18 protein-coding genes, 4 tRNA genes and 1 pseudogene are annotated in these 21,443 nt (G+C 47.8%); 11 read left to right on the top strand and 12 right to left on the bottom strand.

Annotated features, from left to right (window positions below; translation table 11 throughout):
- The first annotated feature begins 72 nt into the window (after nucleotides 1-72).
- The 10 genes from E7747_RS00855 (at nucleotide 73) to E7747_RS00810 (ending at nucleotide 12,628) form a co-directional block, all read left to right on the top strand.
- Entirely contained in the window at nucleotides 73-1,500 is a 1,428-nt protein-coding gene (locus tag E7747_RS00855) for an MATE family efflux transporter (RefSeq protein WP_136413486.1), read from the top strand.
- A 42-nt stretch (nucleotides 1,501-1,542) separates the two neighbouring features.
- On the top strand, nucleotides 1,543-3,111 hold the full coding sequence (locus E7747_RS00850) for an NAD(P)/FAD-dependent oxidoreductase (protein ID WP_136413484.1): 1,569 nt from the start codon (nucleotides 1,543-1,545) through the stop codon (nucleotides 3,109-3,111).
- Between the two features lie 129 nt (nucleotides 3,112-3,240).
- The gene (locus tag E7747_RS00845) at nucleotides 3,241-6,033 is read left to right on the top strand and encodes a TonB-dependent receptor (protein WP_136413482.1); all 2,793 of its coding nucleotides are present in this window, start codon (nucleotides 3,241-3,243) and stop codon (nucleotides 6,031-6,033) included.
- A gap of 27 nt (nucleotides 6,034-6,060) precedes the next feature.
- Nucleotides 6,061-6,975 (top strand): hypothetical protein, encoded by a 915-nt coding sequence (locus E7747_RS00840; RefSeq protein ID WP_136413481.1) that lies wholly within the window; start codon nucleotides 6,061-6,063, stop codon nucleotides 6,973-6,975.
- On the top strand, nucleotides 6,912-7,307 hold the full coding sequence (locus E7747_RS00835) for a DUF4876 domain-containing protein (protein WP_136413479.1): 396 nt from the start codon (nucleotides 6,912-6,914) through the stop codon (nucleotides 7,305-7,307). The genes E7747_RS00840 and E7747_RS00835 overlap by 64 nt, the downstream gene beginning before the upstream one ends.
- 29 nt (nucleotides 7,308-7,336) lie before the next feature.
- Nucleotides 7,337-8,881, top strand: coding sequence for a DUF6850 family outer membrane beta-barrel protein (locus E7747_RS00830; RefSeq protein ID WP_136413477.1), 1,545 nt, complete (start codon nucleotides 7,337-7,339; stop codon nucleotides 8,879-8,881).
- A 111-nt stretch (nucleotides 8,882-8,992) separates the two neighbouring features.
- Nucleotides 8,993-9,895, top strand: coding sequence for an ABC transporter ATP-binding protein (locus tag E7747_RS00825; RefSeq protein WP_136413475.1), 903 nt, complete (start codon nucleotides 8,993-8,995; stop codon nucleotides 9,893-9,895).
- 9 nt (nucleotides 9,896-9,904) lie between these two features.
- The gene (locus E7747_RS00820; protein WP_136413473.1) at nucleotides 9,905-10,576 is read left to right on the top strand and encodes a hypothetical protein; all 672 of its coding nucleotides are present in this window, start codon (nucleotides 9,905-9,907) and stop codon (nucleotides 10,574-10,576) included.
- Nucleotides 10,577-10,719: 143 nt separating this feature from the next.
- Nucleotides 10,720-11,961 carry a DUF4857 domain-containing protein gene (locus E7747_RS00815; protein ID WP_136413472.1) on the top strand — a complete coding sequence of 414 codons (1,242 nt, stop codon included), beginning with the start codon at nucleotides 10,720-10,722 and terminating at the stop codon, nucleotides 11,959-11,961.
- Nucleotides 11,962-12,001: 40 nt separating this feature from the next.
- The gene (locus E7747_RS00810) at nucleotides 12,002-12,628 is read left to right on the top strand and encodes a hypothetical protein (RefSeq protein WP_123613150.1); all 627 of its coding nucleotides are present in this window, start codon (nucleotides 12,002-12,004) and stop codon (nucleotides 12,626-12,628) included.
- 17 nt (nucleotides 12,629-12,645) lie between these two features.
- Here E7747_RS00810 and E7747_RS00805 read toward each other — a convergent pair whose 3' ends face one another.
- The 12 genes and pseudogenes from E7747_RS00805 to E7747_RS00750 all read right to left on the bottom strand — a co-directional run bounded on the left by E7747_RS00805 (nucleotide 12,646) and on the right by E7747_RS00750 (nucleotide 20,507).
- A complete protein-coding gene (locus E7747_RS00805) occupies nucleotides 12,646-13,284 on the bottom strand; it encodes a CatA-like O-acetyltransferase, family 2 (protein ID WP_136413470.1) in 639 nt (212 codons plus the stop codon).
- A gap of 65 nt (nucleotides 13,285-13,349) precedes the next feature.
- A complete protein-coding gene (locus E7747_RS00800; protein ID WP_136413468.1) occupies nucleotides 13,350-14,195 on the bottom strand; it encodes a helix-turn-helix domain-containing protein in 846 nt (281 codons plus the stop codon).
- Between the two features lie 38 nt (nucleotides 14,196-14,233).
- Nucleotides 14,234-14,734, bottom strand: a complete 501-nt coding sequence (locus E7747_RS00795; RefSeq protein WP_228449220.1) for a very short patch repair endonuclease — start codon at nucleotides 14,732-14,734, stop codon at nucleotides 14,234-14,236.
- Nucleotides 14,735-14,833: 99 nt separating this feature from the next.
- Complete coding sequence (rfbB, locus tag E7747_RS00790) at nucleotides 14,834-15,976, bottom strand: dTDP-glucose 4,6-dehydratase (RefSeq protein WP_136413466.1); 1,143 nt, start codon at nucleotides 15,974-15,976, stop codon at nucleotides 14,834-14,836.
- Entirely contained in the window at nucleotides 15,963-16,859 is an 897-nt protein-coding gene (gene rfbD / locus E7747_RS00785) for a dTDP-4-dehydrorhamnose reductase (protein ID WP_136413464.1), read from the bottom strand. Before rfbD ends, rfbB begins: the two co-directional genes overlap by 14 nt.
- Nucleotides 16,860-16,889: 30 nt before the next feature.
- A complete protein-coding gene (gene fucO, locus E7747_RS00780; RefSeq protein WP_136413462.1) occupies nucleotides 16,890-18,044 on the bottom strand; it encodes a lactaldehyde reductase in 1,155 nt (384 codons plus the stop codon).
- A 46-nt stretch (nucleotides 18,045-18,090) separates the two neighbouring features.
- Nucleotides 18,091-18,663: a dTDP-4-dehydrorhamnose 3,5-epimerase gene (rfbC, locus tag E7747_RS00775; protein WP_136413460.1), complete on the bottom strand. Its 573-nt coding sequence runs from the start codon at nucleotides 18,661-18,663 to the stop codon at nucleotides 18,091-18,093.
- Between the two features lie 14 nt (nucleotides 18,664-18,677).
- A pseudogene (rfbA, locus tag E7747_RS00770) lies at nucleotides 18,678-19,570 on the bottom strand (glucose-1-phosphate thymidylyltransferase RfbA).
- A gap of 389 nt (nucleotides 19,571-19,959) precedes the next feature.
- Nucleotides 19,960-20,043 (bottom strand) — tRNA-Leu (locus tag E7747_RS00765).
- Nucleotides 20,044-20,197: 154 nt separating this feature from the next.
- A tRNA-Leu gene (locus E7747_RS00760) sits at nucleotides 20,198-20,281 on the bottom strand.
- 36 nt (nucleotides 20,282-20,317) lie between these two features.
- Nucleotides 20,318-20,390 (bottom strand) — tRNA-Gly (locus E7747_RS00755).
- A gap of 44 nt (nucleotides 20,391-20,434) precedes the next feature.
- Nucleotides 20,435-20,507: transfer RNA gene (locus E7747_RS00750), tRNA-Gly, on the bottom strand.
- Nucleotides 20,508-20,727: 220 nt separating this feature from the next.
- On the opposite strand from E7747_RS00750, the gene gpmA reads away from it, so the two are divergent.
- Complete coding sequence (gpmA, locus tag E7747_RS00745) at nucleotides 20,728-21,417, top strand: 2,3-diphosphoglycerate-dependent phosphoglycerate mutase (RefSeq protein ID WP_136413458.1); 690 nt, start codon at nucleotides 20,728-20,730, stop codon at nucleotides 21,415-21,417.
- The last annotated feature ends 26 nt before the right edge of the window (nucleotides 21,418-21,443 follow it).

The following is a 21,443-nucleotide window of genomic DNA, read 5'->3' as shown; positions in this document are numbered from 1 at the left end:
TAAGCCTATAGCGCAAACAGTGTAATTTTGCGTCGCGTTTCATCGTAGGTTAGTCAAAAAAGGGAAAATCAGATGGCAGTAAATGCAAGCACCTCGACAGAAGATCTCGGAGTCAAGTCCGTCGGCAAACTTCTCGTCCAGTATTCCGTACCGGCAATCATCGCAAGTGTTGCGACTTCGCTCTACAATATCATAGACAGTATATTCATAGGGCGTGGTGTCGGACCTATGGCTATTGCCGGTCTGGCCATCACTTTCCCGCTGATGAACCTCGTCGCAGCCTTCTGTATGCTAATTGCAGCCGGTGGCGCTACTATAGTCTCGATTTTTTTAGGGCAGAAGAATTATAACCGAGCCACAGACGTGGTCAACAATGTTTTCACTCTGTGTCTCATCCATTCGATTGTGTTCGGTGGATTGACGCTGATATTTCTTGAGCCGATATTGCTGTTTTTCGGTGCTACGGCTGACACGGTCGGTTATGCGATGGAATTTATGGAGGTGATTCTCTACGGCACACCTATCGGTTTTGTATTTATCGGATTGAACAATCTTATGCGAGCCACGGGTTATCCGCGCAAGGCAATGACCTCGGCTCTGATTTCAGTGGCGGTCAATCTTCTGCTTGCACCGCTGTTTATTTTTGTTCTTGACTGGGGCATCAGGGGCGCGGCTTGTGCCACTGTGTGCGGTCAATTCTCAGCTTTTGTATGGGTGATGTCACATTTTCTGTCCAAGAAAAGTTCCATCCATTTTCAACGTGGCAATACATGGCTGTCATGGACAATCGTAAAGCGTATCTACGCGATTGGTCTGTCGCCCTTCCTGATGAATGTGTGCGCGTGTGTGGTCGTTATCTTCATCAACCGTGCGCTGCTTGACTATGGCGGTGCGGACGGAAATCTTGCAGTGGGTGCCTACGGTATTCTTAACCGTACCACAATGTTTTTCGTGATGATTGTCTTTGGTGTCACACAGGGAATGCAGCCTATCCTCGGATATAATATAGGTGCGAATCATTTTGACAGGGTGAAAAGGGTTCTTCGTCTCGGCATCTGGATAGGCGTTGCCATAACGTCGCTCGGATGGATTGTGAGCGAAGGATTCCCCGACAAGGTGTCGGCTCTGTTCACCACCGATGAGACCCTTATCCGTATAGCACGCGAAGGATTCAGGATATATTTCGTGGTATATCCGGTTGTCGGATGTCAGATTGTGATTCAGAATTTTTTCCAGAGTGTCGGTAAACCGCATATGTCAATCTTCCTGTCGCTGACGCGCCAGCTGTTGTTCCTTATACCCTTCCTTATAATATTCCCTCGTTTCTGGGGTGTGCCGGGGGTATGGGCATCTATGGCCGGATCAGATATTATCGCTTTTGTTGTCGCTATAGTCACTCTCTGGTGGTGGATGCGACACACTATGCGTCGCATGGAAGAGAATGCAGGGGTGCTTGGTGCTTCAGCCGGAGCTGTGACTGAACAGACAGGAAACAAGTAGCCGCGACTGACCTTGAATATTAATAATTTTAGCCTAATCAAAATGCAGGAAACAATAGAAGTGAGAGTAACCCCGAAAGTTGCGGGAGAACCGATGTTGCTGAAAGTCGAGCTGTCAGGCCGTCTCGGCGTTGATGCCAATTCCATCAGGCATGTCACTGTCGTGAGGCGTTCGATTGATGCCCGCCAGCGTCAGGTGATGGTCAATCTGACATTGAAAGTCTATATTGACGAGATTCCCGACAACGCTTCTCTCATCAAACCAGTGGACTATCGCAGACTTTCTGCCGACAAGAGTGTTGTGATAGTCGGGGCAGGACCCGCAGGGCTTTTTGCTGCTCTCCGTCTGATTGAGCTTGGCATAAAGCCGGTGGTGCTTGAACGTGGCAAGGATGTCGATTCGCGCCGTAAGGACATGGCGGCTATTGCACGCGAAGGCGTTGTCGATGCTGATTCAAACTATTGTTTCGGCGAGGGTGGTGCAGGAGCATATTCTGACGGAAAGCTTTATACCCGTTCAAAAAAACGAGGGTCTGTCGAAAAGATACTTCATATCTTCGCACAGCATGGAGCTTCGGAGGATATATTGGTTGATGCCCATCCCCACATCGGGACTGATAAACTTCCAGAAGTCATTAAAGCGATGCGTAATACCATCATTGAATGTGGCGGAGAGGTACGCTTCAATACTCGGGTGACCGATTTGCTGATTGACAGCGATGAGGTGAAGGGTGTCGTGACGGCCGACGGTTCTGAATTCAGAGGTCCTGTCATTCTGGCTACAGGCCATTCGGCACGCGATGTCTACCGGATGCTCCGCAACCGCGATGTGACTATGGAGCCCAAAGGACTTGCAATCGGAGTGCGTCTCGAACATCCGCAGAAGCTAATTGACTGTCTGCGTTATCATTCGAAGGATGGAAGAGGCAAATATCTTCCGGCTGCGGAATATACGATGCTGACCCGTGTGGATGACCGTGCGGTCTACTCGTTCTGCATGTGCCCCGGTGGATTCATAATTCCTGCCGCGAGTGAAGAAGGGCAGCTGGTTGTCAACGGCATGTCGCCTTCAAACCGAGGAACTCGCTGGGCAAATTCCGGCATGGTTGTCGAGATTTTGCCTGAAGATGTGCCCGATGGTGACGATGCTACCTTAAAGATGATGCGCTATCAGGAGATGATTGAAAAGGCATTCTGGGAAGAGGCCGGCCGTACACAGAATGCTCCGGCACAGCGGATGGCCGATTTTGTGACCTCGCGTCAGTCATCGGATCTTCCGGCGACATCCTATGCACCCGGAATCCATTCCGCACGCATCGACCGTCTGCTTCCTAAAGGGATAGCCCGCAGACTTCAGCAGGGATTCCGTGACTTTGACCGTAAGAACCGTGGATTTCTGACAAATGATGCCGTACTTATCGGAGCTGAGACCCGAACTTCGTCGCCGTTGCGTATTCCGCGTGATGCGGAAACACTTTCACATGTGAGTCTCAGGGGGCTTTATCCATGTGGAGAGGGTGCAGGTTATGCCGGAGGAATAGTCTCGGCTGCCATCGACGGTGACCGTGCGGCCGATGCTGTAGCCTCATATCTGGGCGTTGTCCAAGGCTGAATAACTGCAAGTAGGTAGGAGGTAGGTTCTGCTTGTCGGTTTTATCATCAAAATTGGGTATTTTGTCTTTAGTTTGGAGACAGTAATTTTGCATGCTGAAAAAATCAGAGCGAATTACATCCGAAATATATGGCAAAAAAGCCCTTTGACACTACACCGATAATTACGCTGTTTCTTGTATTGGTATCTGTCGCATTAAGTGCGACAGCTGCTTTCGCATCGGTTAATGGCAATGGACTTAGAATAAAAGTCGTCGATGCAGAATCTTCCTCGCCTGTCGAATTTGTCGCCGTAAGCCTGCGTGAAAATGAGCGGGGCGAAATCAAGGGGGGATATACGGATGCCGACGGGGTGTTTGCCATAACACTCTTACCTTCCTCTTGGTTGGTCGATGTGTCTATGGTTGGTTATAAGCCGGTCAGGCGTACAGTTGATGTCAGAGGCGACATGGCTCTGACCATACGCCTTGAACCTGCGGAATCATTGGCTGAGGTGGTTGTGACTGCACGCGAGGCCCGTAATGCAACATCTGCTTCACTGATCGACACCACTGCGATGCGCCACCTGCAGCCGTCGAGCTTTTCCGATCTCATGTCGTTGATTCCCGGAGGTGTCACCAAAGACCCTGAAATGGGGGCTGTCAATACTATAGCTCTGCGTGAGGCTAATGGAATCAGTTCGACCGGGACCGACTATATGACCTCGGCTCTTGGCACGGCTTTCGTTGTTGACGGAATACGTCTTAACACCGATGCCGACATGCAGACAACTCCTGACGCTAACCGTACTGACCGGATTTCATCAGGTAAAGGTGTCGATATGCGGTCGATTTCGACTGATGATGTCGAGAGTGTGGAGGTCGTGCGAGGTATTCCTTCTGTTGAATATGGCGAACTTACCTCGGGATTGGTTAATATCAAGCGCAAAAGCGGAGTCAGCCGTTTTGAAGCCCGCTTCAAGGCCGATACGCAAAGCCAGCTGTTCTATGCCGGAAAAGGTTTTGATGTGGGTGGCGACAGGTCTTGGGTAATCAATACAGGTGTCGATTATCTTGATTCAAAGATTGATCCGCGCAACAATCGCGAAAACTTTAAACGTGTCACCGGCTCGATCAGGAGTGTAAAGCGGTGGGACAACACATCGGCGCGCATCAGTTGGAATTCGAATCTCAGTTATAGCGCCACTTTCGAGAAAGATGACAATGATCCCGACCTTGCCGTCAACAATACAATTGATTTCTATCAGAACGATAAGCATGCTTTCCGTTGGGATAACTGTCTGGTCTATTCGCCTGCAAATCCATCACCTCTTCAGGAACTGAGCCTTGTTTCTGGATTAAGCTATTCACACGAGGAACTGACGCAGCAGAAACATGTGGCTTCCTCGCGTGTGATGCCATTGCCTGTATCCCTCACAGAAGGCAGTAATTACACAGGGTATCTGCCTATGCTCTATCTTGCCGATTACAAGGTTGAAGGACGTCCGTTTACAGCGTCGCTCAAGGGAGCGGGTCGTCTTCGGTTTGACGGCAATAAGCTTTCGTCAACCATGAAAGCAGGTATCGAATGGAATATGAGCAAGAACTATGGCCGTGGAGCTGTCTATGATTTGTCACGTCCGCTTGTGGCCGGCAACAATTCCCGTCCTCGCGCTTTCAGTGATATTCCTGCGATACATCTTCTCTCCGCCTATCTTGAAAGCGAGACAAAACTCTATGCCGGACGCAACACGGTGACCCTTACAGCCGGTTTGCGTGAGACACAGCTCCTGCACCTCAACAAGCGTTATGAACTGAGCGGTAAGCCCTATATAGACCCACGTTTCAACTGTGTGTGGAATCTTCCTCCTGTCTATGTGGCGACTTATCCTTTAAGCTTTGAGATTGCAGGAGGAGCGGGCTGGCACACAAAGATGCCGGTGGCAGCCTATCTTTATCCTGATAAACTTTACTCGGACTTTGAACAGCTCAACTACTACCACAATGTCGAAGCCTACAGGGTGATGAATGTGAGAACCTACATAGAGGATATGACCAATTATTCCCTGCGTCCGGCTCGTAACTTCAAGTGGGAGGTGAGAGCGGATGTAAGCTATAGAGGCAATAGATTGTCGCTCACTTATTTCCGCGAGAATATGAAAGACGGTTTCCGCAGCAGTGGTTTTGTACATTCATACACATATAACCGTTACGACGCTTCGGGCTTTGATCCTGAAAGCGCAGACCGTGCTCCTGTCATTGAAGAGTTGCCTTACACGTCAGAAACATATCTTGCGGTCAGAAGCAAGACCACCAATGGCAGCCGTACATATAAAGAAGGAGTGGAGTACACGGTTCAGTCGCGCCGTCTGCCTCGGATTCATACCCGTGTGACTGTCACAGGTGCGTTTTTCAAAAACACCAACAGCAACAGTCAGCCTCTCTGGTATAAACCCACCATCATAGTCAATAACCGCGAGCTGCAGTACGTCGGGCTATACGATGACCTTGACGGAAGTGAATATCGCAGTTTCAACACCAATATCCTTTTTGATACAGACATAAAACGTCTTGGTTTGAATTTTTCAATCGGTATACAGAATCTGTGGTTCACATCTCGCCGCACTCTGCGTCGCGACGGTGTACCGGTCGAATATATGGATGTGAATGGCGATATCCACCCTTACACAGCCGAGAGTATGGCAGATCCTTATCTCAAACAGCTGATAAGGACCTATACCGAAGGTTCGTTTGCACGGTATACAGTTCCATCGTCGACCACAGTGAATTTCAAAGCCACAAAAAATTTCTGGCATAACTGTATAGGGCTGGCTTTGTATGTAAACAGGCTGATAGCTATTGAGCCGGACTATGAGCGCTATGGAATTACGATGCGAAGATACTCTATTCCATATTTCGGTATGGAATTAAATCTTAAGATATAATATTATAATCAAACATAAAATCTAATTATGACATTCAACAGAATTCAGGTCAAACATCTGCTGATGTGCGCAGTGCTGACAGCCGGACTTTCGACAGTGACAACTTCATGTTCCAACGACGACAATACACCGGAAGTCACTTATCCTGTGACCATTATCGAGAATCTGCTCTCTGAACTTCCTTCATCTTATGTAATGAAGTCCGGCTCTGTGACATATACTGAGCTGAATACAGGCCGCGTGACCACATTTGATCTTCCGATGACTGTTGCCGATGTGCTTCCTGCCGGGACTTATGACATTGACGGAACAATGGTCGTGACATATACCGGTGCCAACGGAGCGGAAGTGGAGCAGGCATTGCGTGCTGTCGTCTCACAGCAGGTAATCAGTGCGACATCTCAGTCGGCGACTCTCAAGTGGTTCTTCTACAATCCTGAAAATACACTCGTCTTCGGTGAGGTTTACTTTGCAGGTTCTCCCAATGCAGCAGGTACAAACGGTCTCTACGATACTTATCTCACGATTTATAATAATACTGACGAAGTGCAGTATGCCGACGGAATTGCTATTGTCGAGAGTAAGTTAACCAATGCTTCTACCGACCGGATTCTCACAGCGGCCAACCAGCGCGATGCAAATTTCACTGTCCAGACAGTCTATGTCATTCCCGGAAGTGGCAAGGATGTGGCCATCAATCCGGGTGAATCTATCAAGATTGTCGATCAGGCTATCGACTGGAGCAATCAGGTTGCAGGCGCACTCAATCATACCGATGCAGATTTCGAGTGGTATGATGAAGTGACTACCGGCACTATACGTGACACCGATAACCCGCAGTCCCCAATCTTGAAAAGTGGTTCAGCTATTCGAACACCATCTGGCTTCCGTCAAACCAGTGCAACCGTTCGTATGCTATTGTTCGTTTCCCTGAAGGTATGACTGCTGAGAAGTTCCTTTCCGAGCAGAATGGAGAGTATTCCTATATCAATGCAGCGACAGGCAAGGAAATGGCCGGAACAAAATGCTATCTGATCAAGTATGAATGGATTCTTGACGGTATAAATCTTTCTCCCAAAGAAGGCTGGACGCTTGGTGCGTTGAGCACTTCGGTTGATGCAAGCTATGCTGCCATTGCCGATGCAAAGGTTGACAAGACTCGTTTCGGTAAGAAATTTGTCCGCAAAGTCGCAGGTGTGTCGGCTGCCGGTAACACAGTCCTGATGGATACCAACGATTCGGCAAACGATTTCAATGTGGTTTCAGCGAATTAAACGACACTAAGAAACTGTAATGTCTATTGATGTCCGGACTACTGCGACATAACCGCTATATGATTCTGGCTGTGGCCGTGACTCTTTCAACAGGAGCCATGGCGCAGTCGGCATCTTTGCTCCCTGAATTGCAAAGGCTGGCTTTGCCGGTCGAATCTAAGCGTCTGGCTGATTTCGAACCGAATCCGTCAGCTATGTTCTACCGCGATTCAGTCTCGCTGTCGACTCTTTCATTTTCTGCTGACCGGACGGAGGAAGAAAAACCTGTAATGGAGCAGCTTGGCGACGGGCATTTGCTTTTCGGACTTTCTGCCGCTTCATACTCTCGTCTCGGACAATCGAGCGTCGTATGGGGCGATGCTGCCTTCACGACAGGTTCTTATCGCGATGTCCGTTGGTCTGATTGCATTGACTATCGTCGCATCGCACCATACGTCCTTGGAGATGAGGCCGGTGGTAATCTGAGTACACGCTGCTACAGCTTTTCGGGCGGATATGCGAAGAACATTGGACGATGGTCGGCGGGTGTTGAAGCCGGGTATCGTGCTGAAATTGCTTATCGCAATCGGGATCCGCGTGTCAAAACTGTAGTCTCCGATCTGGATATTTCTCTTGGAGCATCCTACGAGGTGAATTCGGGTCATGTTATCGGACTTGACGCTGACCTTAATGTCTATAATCAGAATTGCGACCTTGATTTCTATAGTCCTGTAAATGAAATCAACACTTATACCCTTACCGGGCTTGGAACATATTATCGCCGTTTCATGGGTAACACCAATAAGAATAGCGGTTACAGTTCACTTGGCTACGCGATAGGGTTGCAGTTCCTGCCGATTAAAGGCGAGCGTGGATTGAGCGCTACTGTTAAATACGGACACTACCGCATGGAACAGCAGCTGCGCAATTTCAATAATCTAACACTCGGATTCACAGACAACGATCTGATTGATTTCTGCGTCGGTTATTCAGCCGGTTTATCCCGTACACTGCTTATCCGTCCTTCCATTGAAGGTATGATTCATCGACGGAGGGGAACTGAAAATCTGTTTGGGACATCGGCAGGAGCAAGTTACGATAAAATCGGCAGCCGTTCGCCGTATTCCTGTGACAATGCTCGTTTCGGATTGTCGTTGCCGTTGCAGATTGCTTTCGGCCGTACGACATACGTCACTCTGAATCCGAATCTCTCGTTCGAGAACGAAACCGAAGGCTATTCCGAGCCATACCGTCATTTGCAGGTAAGTCACCTGATTCCGGGTTTGAAAGCTGATTTGTCGGCTGTTTCGTCTGGTATATGGCTTTGGAATTTTTCTCTTGAAGGTTCTTTTGCTAAAGCGTCGGCCGAAACACCGGTATTGACAGATCTCGAAACGGATACCGCTCTTGGACAATGTGTCTTATCCAACTATTCGATGTTGTGTGCCGACAGGACATCGCTTGGAGCTATGATCGGAATATCACGTCCGGTCAGCAGCTTCATATTGTCGCTTTCAGCATCCTATGGCTTTACGGATTATTGCAATGAAGGTGTCTGCCATTGTGCGGTAGTGACGCTTTCAGCTAAATTTTGATTTACAATATCATAATGAATATAGGTGACTCATGCCACTTATTCCTGAGAGTATAAGTAAAGAAATAGAGTTGCAAAAAATAGATTACGTTTAATTTTAAGAGTTAGTATAATGAACCAAGACTCTGAATCTGTAATATCTGTAAAAAACTTGACCCAACGCTATGGCACGGGACGAGTGATTTACAGCGACCTGAGTTTCGAAGTGCCCAAAGGCCGCATACTTGGTCTGCTTGGTAAAAACGGAACAGGCAAAACCACCACCATCAACATTCTGATGGGCTATCTGCGGCCTCAGGGGGGCGAGTGTCGGATTTTTGGTGAGAAAATCACTGAAATCACTCCGGCAACACGGGCACGCATTGCATTGCTCATTGAAGGCCATGTGCAGTATGCCTTCATGACCATCGCTCAGATAGAGCGTTTCTATTCGAAATTCTATCCTAAGTGGAATCGCGACGCATACTATGAACTTATGGCAAAACTTCATGTTTCGCCCGGACAGAAAATTTCGTCAATGTCGTGCGGTCAGCGTTCACAGGTGGCGTTGGGGCTGATTCTTGCCCAGAATGCCGACCTGCTTGTGCTTGACGACTTTTCGCTCGGCCTTGATCCCGGTTATCGCCGTCTGTTTATCGACTATCTCCGTGAATTTGCTAAAGCAGAGGAGAAAACAGTGTTCATGACGTCACACATTATTCAGGATCTTGAGCGTCTTATTGACGATTGCATAATCCTTGATTACGGCAAGATTCTGACCCAGATGCCGGTCGACGAGCTGTTGCGTGATTTCTCACGTTACACACTTGAGACCGATGCTTCTGTCGATAGATTTGAGGCAGACTCTGTATTTGTAAATCCCGGAAAAATCAAAAACGAACTTGAGTTCTATACCTTCCGGCCTTTTGATGAAGTGAAGTCACACATCTCGGAACTTGGCATCGGTTACAGAGGACTCGAACGTCGAGAAATGTCTCTTGAGGATGCGTTCATAGGTCTAACAGGTAAATATTAATCTGCTCTCATGGAAAAAGCTCTCATATTTAAGGAATGGGTGAAAACACGGATGGTGTTTTTTATTTCGCTCGCGCTTGCAATCTGTGTGGCTCTCTATGCCGTGCTGATGATGAAACGACTTATCGAGTTAAAAGGTGTGGATCACCTGTGGCTCATATTGTTGCTGAAGGACAACACATTTATTGATATAATCAAATATGTACCGCTCGTTGTCGGCGTTGCTCTTGGTGTCGCCCAGATGGCACCTGAAATGGCTCAGAAACGGTTGAAACTGACTTTGCATCTGCCATATCCACAAGGACGGCTCATCTCTCTGATGCTTCTCACCGGGTTAGTCGAGCTGCTTGTAATCTTTGTTGTGCAGGCTCTGATTATAGCGGTCTTTGATGCCGGTATTCTTCCTGTCGAACTGGTGAAACGTGTAATGCTGACCACCCTTCCGTGGTATTTTGCCGGTTTCACAGCCTATCTGTTTGTGACCGCAATATGTCTTGAGGGGACATGGCGTCGACGGATGGTTCTGTCGCTTCTCGGTATTGCCGTGCTGATGATTTATTTTCTGCAACCCGCTCTTGAGGCTTACAACGGCATGATGCCTATTGTCATCGTTTCGACATTGCTCCTCACCGTTCTTTCGTTTGGATCGGTCATCAGGTTTAAGGAGGGACGGCAGGATTAAGAGGCTGATAGTCTTTCTTTGATCTTTCGATAGATGGATTAATAAAGATACAGCCTTGAGAATGGATGACGACAATTGTCGTTTTATCTCAAACTCCTGCAATCAGGAATTAAAAAAATAAATTTTTTTACAGCCTCAAAATCATGAAGAAAGCATATATAGTTATACTTGTCGCTCTAAGCGTCATAGTTTTGTCGTGGTTCTTGCCATGGCTTTATTCAATCATCTTTCCTGTCGGAGTCTCGGATCCGTTTATCGCCTATTCGCCTGTCAGCAGACAGATGATAGTCTCTGAGACCGGTCAGGAAAAGAATCCTGCCATCTATGCCCTTGATGCGGAAGGCAAGCGGATACCGGGTCTCTACAGCAAAGAGCAGCGCGACTCGCTTCTGCCACAGATATATTTCACTCAGCTCATGGCCCGTGAGCAAATGCCTGACTCTATTGACGGCATCGAACTCACAGTGCCTGCCCTGAAACATGGACAATGGGTCTTTACCTCTTTGCCTCGCGACATCAACAAAGTGCAGCCTGAAGTTTATCTGATGATGGAGTCGATGCCGGCACGAATCGACCTTGAAGATCCGAAAGAAGTGTTCAGATTCAGAAACGGTCGTGTGGAGTTTATCGACATGGAAACAAACGGGATTGTCGAAGGACGTACACGTCGTTTCACCGACATATTTACAGAGCGTGATTTCCGGTTGCCGGTAAGAAGTGCTTCGGCAAACGTCACAAGCCGTAAGCCATACGATGAAGGCTATCTGATGGTCGATGACCGTGGTGACATATTTCATCTGAAGATGCAGGCCGGACGTCCGTACATGATGAAAATCCGTAAGCCTGATTCAATCGATGCTCGGCAAGTGTTTATCATGGAGAATGTCGATACCCGTCATCTTGGCCTTATGACCGATGCCAACGATAATCTTTATGTTATCGAGCGTGAGGGTTATCGCATCTGTCCGCTCGCGGTCGGTAAAGTAGACCCGACGAAAGACCGTATCTCGGTCGTAAAGAATATGTTTAACTGGGTAGTGAAGATTTCCAATTCCGACGGGGCGCGTTGGACAGTTCTTGATTCTGACGATTATTCAAAGCTTGCTGATTATAATATATCGTATTCACACTCCGTTTCTCAGGTAATCGCATCTTACATATTCCCCTTTGAGCTTTCGTTTACAGCCATTAGCGACTGCTATGCCTTCCCGCGCATAAGTGATGTCTCGTGGCGTGCCGTTTTTCTCAATGTTGTTCTTACACTGATCATACTTGTGGTTTACCGCCGTCGCAGGTCGTCAGGGAGGAATATTGCGCTTGCGTCGGTAGTGACATTGGTCTGCGGGATTTTCTCGTTCATACCTCTGATTATTATTAAAGATTGAATTCCTATAGTCAACAAAACAATTATAAAACAATAAACAAATGAAAAAAACATCAATCTTTTCCATTCTTGCAGTTTTCTGCATGATTATGATTTCATGTGGCGGTTCGTCAAAGTCGGCCGCCGAAGCGTCGGCCGACAATGCGGTCAGTGTTGACGAAGTGCTTGCCAATGCCGACAATATGCTTGGCGACACTATAGTTGTTGAAGGTGTGTGCTCACATCTCTGCGCACATGGTGGTAAGAAAGCATTCATCGCCGGGGCTGCCGACAGCATAATGCTTCGTTGTGAGGCTTTCCCTCTGATGGGTGAGCCGTTCCCGAAGAGTGTTGTCCGTCGTCCGATGCAGGTCAAGGGCATTCTTCGTGAGGAACGTGTCGATGAGGCTGCTATTCAGGAGATGATCCGTCGTAACGAAGAAGCTCAGGCCGCTGCAGCAGCCAAAGCCGCTGAGAACGGCGATCTCGCTGCCGACTCGACTGCGACCAAGGCTGAAAGTGGATGCGCGACAGAGCGTACGGCCAAAGGTCAGCGCAATCTCGTGACATTCGAAGACCGTATCAACGATTTCCGTGCCAAGATTGCTGCTCGTCAGGAAAAGGAAGGCAAGCCCTACCTTTCATACTATTATCTTGAAGCAATCTCCTACGATGTGCTTCCCGAATAACAGGCAATAGGAAATAATTAGCAAATCCGATGGATGGTGTTCTGCAGTTCGGTGAGGAACCGGGCTGCGTGAGCGCCATCTATTTGTGTATGATGGAATTGGAAAGAGACTGTCAGTGTTGTTTTAAAGAATTTCTGGCGGTATTTTCCCCATATCAGAAACGGATTGTTGAAGATTCCGCTATACATCCCCACCGCGCCGTCTATATCGTAGGCGGCAAGTGCTGATGTGCCTATTACCATACGGTCGGCAATGTCGTGGTTGACGCATGATTCTGCAACCCGACGTGTCAGGTTGATGTAATCGTCATTGAATGTCTCGATGTTTTCACTGAAAGGAACATCACACGAACTGACCTCACCTTTGCTGTTTGCAACTATGGTATTGACTGCAATTGAATCGTAGTGCAGAAGCGACTCTCCGACAGGGAGCATGTAGAATTCCTTGATGCCACTCGCGGCTTTACCTATACACCAGCACATCAGCATGTTGAATTTCAACCCTCTATTGCGGCTTACTTTCAGCAACCGTGTGACATCAAGGGTTTTGAATAAAGTGACCATCGGCATTGGAGCTTTCATCCACATTTCGAATGCGTAGGCCCTGGTTGTGTTTGCCGGATTGATTTCTGTTACTTTAGGTTGTGTTATGTCCATACTCTTCAGTTTTTCCCGCAAAGTTACATCCGGCAGAAATAATCTGATAGAACAAAAGGGACATCTCACGATGTGCTATAAAATGGATTTGAGAAAAGGTCTGAATAAGGTTTTGTAACTGTCAGAAGTGATGTTGGTGTATGAGCTGTGAACAGCTTGAATTCACGGATGAAGTGTGACTGGTCGGCATATCCGCAAGAGTATACAATTTCTGCATAGTCAACGGAATGTTCGTGGCGTTGCATGAGCCATAGTGTCTTTTGAAAACGGACGATGCGGGAATATTCCTTAGGATTCATGCCAATGTGAGACCTGAACAGTCGTTCGAACTGCTTTTTGCCGAGACATGACAACTCACAAAGTTTGTCCATACGTGTATCAGGCTTATTCATAATCTGTTTTAGAACTGCGTCGAGCCGTCGGAAGTTAAGGGCTTTCATTGCACTGTATTTCCGGCTTTGCATGCTTTTCAAGCGTGCGAGCAACAAGCTGTCAATCATGGATACGCATGCCGGTATGTCCTCGCAATTTCCTACATCGTGAGCAAGAGAGTCAAGCTGCCGGTCTGAAAGGTCATGGCCGGAAATCTCCATGTTGTAGAAATCGTGAAGTACAGGGCCGATGAACATGCTCAGGGCATGTGGATGGAAGACGGCTACGATTGTGTCAAGTTCGCCTTCACTCAGGATATGTGATGGAAAATTTACCTGTCCGCTGATTGTGAAGCGTGGTTGCGAGGCCGAAAGTTCAGGGATGAAGAAAGATGTCTTGCGATGGAAGATTATTTGCGGACATCCTATAGGAAACGTAAGTGTGCTCGAGAACCGGGGCAATCGCAGCGCCCAGTAATATCTGATATAAGGAGCTAATTGCGGTGATGGCCGATAGAAAGTGAAACTTTGGTCAGACATGGTGCTTGCCCGTTTTTTGATGATATAATTCGGAAATTTTATCTTTTGCCATAGCTTTCGGTCGGCTCTGCTACAACCCCGTTTTCGGTCTCTATCATTGTGTAGGAGGCGCATTTGTGAGGACTGACAATCCGTTCGTAGATGGCTGTGAGCGTGGCTTCGCGTGAGGCGCTGTCGCGCAATGAACATTCCCATACGCGTATCACTCTCCATCCAAGCAACCGCAATTCGACATCGGCGCGATAGTCACGGGCTATATTGAGGTTGATTTTATGTCGCCAGAAGTCGATATTGCTTTTGGAAAGTCTTGAAAGTCTGCAATCCTGATGTCCGTGCCAGAAACAACCGTCGACAAACACAACGGTTTTATATTTCCTGAAAACAATGTCTGGCGAACCGGGTAGTTTTCGTGAATTGACGCGATAGCGCAGCCCTTTGGCGAACAGGAATTTTCTTACCAGCATCTCCGGTTTTGTATTCCTGCCCTTTATCGCTGCCATACAACGACTGCGTTCGTAGGGTGTCATCACGTCAGTCATGAAAATAGTGTCGGAAAGAGTGATTATGAATAAAAACAATCGCCACAGGATTTTGGATTTATCCGTCAGGCGATTGTATGTGTTGTGGGGAAGTGTGTCTTAACGGTTGGAATACATATCGTCGTAGTAGCGCTGATAGTCGCCGGAGGTAATGTTGTCCATCCACTCTTCATTGTCAAGATACCATCTGACGGTCTTCTCTATACCTTCCTCGAATTGCAATGACGGTTCCCAGCCGAGCTCACGCTGTAGTTTGCGCGAATCGATGGCATAGCGCATGTCATGGCCGGGGCGGTCGGTGACATAGGTGGTCAGATTATCGCTTGTGCCTTCCGGATTGCCGAGCAGACGGTCGACTGTGCGTATGATGACTTTTATGAGGTCGATATTTTTCCATTCGTTGAAGCCACCTATATTATATGTCTCTGCTACAGTCCCACGGTGGAATATCAGGTCAATGGCGCGTGCATGGTCTTCGACAAAGAGCCAGTCGCGCACGTTCTCGCCTTTACCGTAGACGGGGAGTGGTTTGCCTTTGCGGATATTGTTGATGAAAAGCGGAATGAGTTTTTCGGGGAACTGGTAAGGTCCGTAATTGTTCGAGCAATTTGTAACGAGTGTCGGCATTCCGTATGTGTCGTGATAGGAGCGAACGAAATGGTCGCTCGAAGCTTTTGAGGCAGAGTAGGGGGAATGAGGATTGTAGCCGGTGGTTTCAAGAAAAAATTCTGTACCGTAGGCGTGATGGTGTTCCGAAGAGGCTGCGGTCGTAAACGGAGATTCGACTCCTTCGGGGTGAGTCAGTTCGAGTGCGCCATATACTTCGTCGGTCGAGATGTGATAGAAAAGTTTTCCTTCATAGCGTTCGGGCAGAGATTCCCATCGTTCGCGTGCGGCCTGAAGAAGAGCTAATGTGCCCATCACATTCGTGCGTGCGAAGGTGAAAGGATCTTTGATTGATCGGTCGACGTGGCTTTCAGCCGCAAGATGTATCACTCCGTCTATCCCATATTCGTTAAACACACGGCGCATCTCGTCAAGATCGGCTATGTCGGCCTTGACGAAACGGTAGTTAGGTCTGTTCTCGATGTCTTTGAGATTGGCAAGATTTCCTGCGTAGGTCAGCTTGTCGAGGTTGACTATCAGATAGTCGGGATATTTGTTGACAAAGAGTCTAACCACGTGGTTGCCTATGAATCCTGCTCCACCGGTGATAAGAATGCTGCGTTCAGGCTTCTTCATGATTCTGGTTTTGTATGTTTTCAATACACTTTCTGAGAGAGTCGACCCAGAAAGGGATGCTGAGGCCGAAAGTGTCTTTGAATTTTGTCTTGTCAAGGACTGAGAACGATGGGCGCACGGCATCGGAGGGAAATTCTTTGCTGTGACACGGACGGATGTCGCATTTAGATTTTCCGTCGGCATCCGGCTGTGAGATTTCCTGAATCATCTTGCTGAAATCATACCATGAGCAGACACCTTCGTTCGAGTAGTGGTAGATGCCGTCATTACCGATATATTTCCCGTTGTCGATGATGTCGACAATCGCGTCGGCAAGGTCTTGGGCGTAGGTCGGAGTCCCTATCTGGTCGAACACGACATTAAGTTCCTTACGGTCGTTTATCAGACGGAGCATTGTTTTGACAAAGTTACGGCCATACTCCGAGTAAAGCCATGCAGTGCGGATTATCATATAGCTGCAGCCGCTTGCCATGATGGCCTCTTCGCCGTGGAGCTTGGTACGTCCGTAGGCTCCTGTCGGGTTGACAGGTTCATCCTCTCTGCGTGGAGTGTTGCCGAGATTGCCTCCGAACACGTAGTCGGTGGAGATACATATCATTGGTATGCCGTTGTCTTTTGCCGCTTTTGCGAGGTAGCCTGCAGCAGTGGCATTGATCATCTCTGCAATATCTTCCTGACGCTCGGCGCGGTCCACATCAGTAAAGGCCGCACAATTGACAATTAGTTGAAAGTCGTTTACCTTGACTCCGAGTTCGACAGCTTCGGGATCGGTGATGTCGATGTCATCGACATCAGTGAATATATATTCGTTAGAAGACTTGGCAACTGCCATTTGCAGGCAGTTGCCAAGTTGACCTTCTCCTCCTGTTACGAGTATTCTCATAGAAAGGGATATGGTTCTTGGATACGTTGTTTAGAGCACTTTTGCATAGAGCGCCTTGATGTCCTCGATGGCGACGTCACGTGGATTGCCCGGAGTGCAGACATCGGCGATAGCCTGTTCGGAAAGGGTATCTATGTCAGATTCCTTGATGCCGATTTCCGACAGATGCTGCGGAATGCCTACCTTGATAGAGAGTGCTTTCACTGCGTCGCATGCAGCCTGTGCCGCTTCTTCGCGGGTCATGTCGCTGATGTCGACACCCATCGCTTCAGCGATTGCAGGATATTTGTCGAGACATGCAGGCATGTTCCATTCCATGATGGTGGGGAGCAGGAGTGCGTTTGCCACACCGTGGGGAATGTCGAAGAGTGAACCGAGAGGATGAGCCATTCCGTGGACAAGGCCGAGACCTACGTTTGAGAATGCCATTCCGGCAACATATTGTGCAACAGCCATTGCATCGCGTGCAACCGCGTTTGAAGGCTCGGCGACAGCTGTCGGGAGATTGCGGCTTATCATACGGATGGCTTCGATTTCAAACATGTCGCTGAGCGCCCATGCCCCCTTGGTGATGTAGCCTTCGATTGCGTGGGTTAGAGCGTCCATGCCGGTAGCGGCTGTGAGCGATGCGGGAAGTGAATACATAAGCTCTGCATCGACGATAGCTACGGCTGGAATGTCGTTGGGGTCTACGCATACCATCTTTTTTTGATTGACTTCGTCGATAATCACATAGTTGATGGTTGTTTCAGCGGCTGTTCCTGCAGTGGTCGGGAGCGCAACGATGGGTACACTCTTGTTTTTAGTGGGGGCGCAGCCTTCAAGCGAAACTATGTCTGAGAATTCAGGATTGTTGATGACAATTCCGACAGCTTTTGCTGTGTCGATTGACGAACCGCCGCCGATTGCAATGATGAAGTCAGCACCAGATTTCTTGTAAGCCTCGATGCCGTTCTTTACATTTGTTACAGTGGGGTTGGGCTTGACATCGCTGAAAATTTCATAGGGGATGGCAGCTTTGTCAAGCACGTCGGTTACCATTTTTGCAACGCCGAATTTTACGAGGCCGGCATCAGTGACGATGAGAGCTTTTGATTTGCCGAGGCGTTTGACAACTTCAGGCAGCTCCTTGCGAGCTCCGGGGCCGAAGTATGAAACTTCATTGAGAATAAATCTGTGTACCATTTTAAAGTTTATTAAAGAATTTGGTAATTTAAGGTAGAGATTATTGTTAGCTGTAGAGGTTAATATCAATATCAAACGGGCTGTCGAAATCGGCAAGCATAGGATGTCGGGTATCCTTTTCCGAAAGTATCGCATTAGCCGGGTCGATACGCCAGTCTATACCGAGGCTTGAGTTGAGTATGGAGATTCCGCCATCGGCCTGAGGTGCATAGAAATTGTCGCATTTGTATTGAAATACGGCTGTCCGGCTCAATACTGCGAATCCATGAGCGAACCCGCGTGGTATGAAGAACTGCCTATGGTTTTCGTCGGTCAGCTCGACGGCAACGTGCTGGCCGTAGGTCGGCGATCCCTTCCTGATATCGACTGCGACATCGAGCACAGCTCCTTTAACGCAGCGCACCAGTTTGGATTGAGTGAAAGGTGGCCGCTGGAAGTGCAGTCCGCGCATCACACCGTATGTCGAACAACTTTCGTTGTCCTGCACGAAGTCTATCGGGCATATGTTTTTATCGAACTCCTGCTTTGAATAGCTTTCGAAGAAATATCCGCGCGAGTCGGTGAAAATCTTCGGTTCGATTATGACTAATCCTTCTATGTCGGTCTCGATTACTTTCATGTTACCGTTTTATATCAGATATTATCGCCGTCAAGTTCTTCTATGACCTTCATAAGATACTGACCATACTGGTTCTTGCTCATTGACATGGCCATTTCTATCATTTTTTCGCGTGAAATCCATCCACGGCGGTAGGCTATACCCTCAAGACAGGCTATTTTAAGTCCCTGACGCTTTTCAAGCACTTCAATATATATCGATGCCTCGGCAAGCGAATCGTGAGTGCCTGTGTCAAGCCATGCAAATCCGCGTGGCAGGGTGGTGACTTTTAATTCGTTGTTGTCAAGGAAAGTCTGGTTTACAGTCGTGATTTCAAGTTCTCCGCGTTCCGACGGGCTGATTGTCTCTGCTATTCCACAACTTTGTTGGGATAGAAGTAAAGTCCGACCACGGCATAGTTCGATTTCGGATTTTGTGGCTTTTCTTCAATAGAGAGGCAGTTGCCGTTTTTGTCGAACTCTGCTACTCCGTAGCGTTCGGGGTCGTTTACCCAGTAACCGAACACGCTGGCTTTTCCTTCATTTTCAACTGCTGTGACAGAGTCACACAAGATTTTTGAAAATCCTGCTCCATGGAAAATATTGTCGCCAAGCACAAGGCATACCGAATCGTCTCCGATGAAATCCTTTCCGATAATGAAAGCTTGGGCAAGGCCGTCGGGCGATGGCTGTTCGGCATATTCGAATCTTACACCGAAATCCGAACCGTCGCCAAGCAGCCGTCTGAACCCCGGGAGATCGTGAGGGGTGGAGATGATAAGTATATCCCTGATGCCGGCAAGCATAAGGGTCGATATCGGATAATAAATCATCGGTTTGTCATAGATGGGAAGCATCTGTTTACTCACACCTTTGGTGATAGGGTAGAGCCTTGAACCTGAGCCGCCTGCCAATACTATTCCTTTCATATCGTATGTCGGTTGTATATCTGGATTAACGTTTGCCCTGATGTCGTGGACTTCCTTATATGGCATGTCGGATGTCTAAAATTCCATACGGCTAATCGGAAGTTTTGTTACGTCATTGAGAAACTATTGGCAAATATACGAATTATTCCCTGAAAACCTGAACCGCCAGCAATAAATAAACCAATGCGCGAGTGTTAATGCTGTCCTGAAAATTAGGATAAATATGCCATTCGTTGTCCTAAAATTTAGGACAAGTTTATTACAATGAGCCCAAGTCGCATTTGTTTTGAAGAAACACTGTAGGCGCATGCGTGCTGACATGCGGTTGACAGATATAAAAAGAAAAAATCCTGAATGCTTAAATTTAAGCATTCAGGATTTTTTCGAAGTGTCCGAGATGAGATTCGAACTCACACAGCCTTACGGCCACTACCCCCTCAAAGTAGCGTGTCTACCAATTCCACCACCCGGACGATAAATCTGTCAGAAGTCTGACTATTGTATTTTTATTACAGAATAAGATTAGAAACCGCCGTTGCTATCTTGCTACGCTAAAAAAGCATCGCTCTTTCTGTAATTTTTCATAAAAAAGCCTGACTAAGAAAATCTTAATCAGGATTTTCGAGGTGTCCGAGATGAGATTCGAACTCACACAGCCCTACGGCCACTACCCCCTCAAAGTAGCGTGTCTACCAATTCCACCACCCGGACAATAAACTGTCAAAAGCGACTTGAAGAGAATATTAGAGCGAAAAACGGGACTCGAACCCGCGACCCCAACCTTGGCAAGGTTGTGCTCTACCAACTGAGCTATTTTCGCGTTTGTTGCGCTTTGACAGAAATTATGTTAATGTTCTCTTTTAGAGCGAAAAACGGGACTCGAACCCGCGACCCCAACCTTGGCAAGGTTGTGCTCTACCAACTGAGCTATTTTCGCGTTTTTGGTAAGTTTAAACGGTGTCATTTCCGTTTTGCGTTGCAAAGGTATGCACTTATTCTGTACCGTGCAAATATTTCCAGTATATTTAACTGTTGTTAACTGTTTGGTGTCAAAATGACTCTTTAAGTGTTAACGAAGGTGAATAAAAACCATTCTTTTTTTGAACTATAAAAGGAATGCCGGTGTTTCTATGGTATTACAATAAACATATTCGATTATGAAAAATCTCATACTTCTGCGCCACGGGCAAAGTGAGTGGAATCTTGAAAACCGTTTTACAGGCTGGACTGACGTTGAGCTTTCGCCAAAAGGAAGGGAAGAAGCCCGTCATGCCGGCGAGCTGATAGCGGCGTCAGGCTTGAAACCTCGCTATTGTTTCACTTCTTATCTTAGGCGTGCAATCCAGACACTCGACATTGCTCTTGACGCTATGGACAGGATGTGGTTGCCTGTAGTGAAAGACTGGCATCTGAACGAACGTCACTACGGCGCGCTACAAGGGCTCAACAAAGCTGCGACGGCAGAAAAATATGGCGATGAACAGGTTCATATATGGCGACGCAGCTATGATGTCGCTCCGCCTGCACTTCAGGCCGACGATGAACGTTTTCCCGGAATCGAGGAGCGCTATGCTCTGCTTGGGAAGGATTCTCTCCCGCTGACAGAGTCGTTGAAAGACACGGTGGCTCGTGTAAAACCGTGTTGGGAGGAGCTTATTGCTCCTGCGCTTGGTTTATATGATACGGTTTTTGTCGCCGCCCACGGCAATTCGCTCCGTGCCTTGGTCATGATGCTGCTCGGGAAAACCCCGGAGGAGATTGTCGCAGAGGAGATCCCGACCGGCGTTCCGCGAGTCCTCGAACTAACAGGCAGGCTCGAAGTGAAATCTGACAGATATCTGAAATAAATGTCCAATCTGCCTAATCTTACAAA

This window comes from Duncaniella dubosii (genome assembly GCF_004803915.1).
In the GTDB taxonomy this organism is placed as follows: domain Bacteria; phylum Bacteroidota; class Bacteroidia; order Bacteroidales; family Muribaculaceae; genus Duncaniella; species Duncaniella dubosii.
This window is presented reverse-complemented; position numbering and strand designations above follow the sequence as displayed.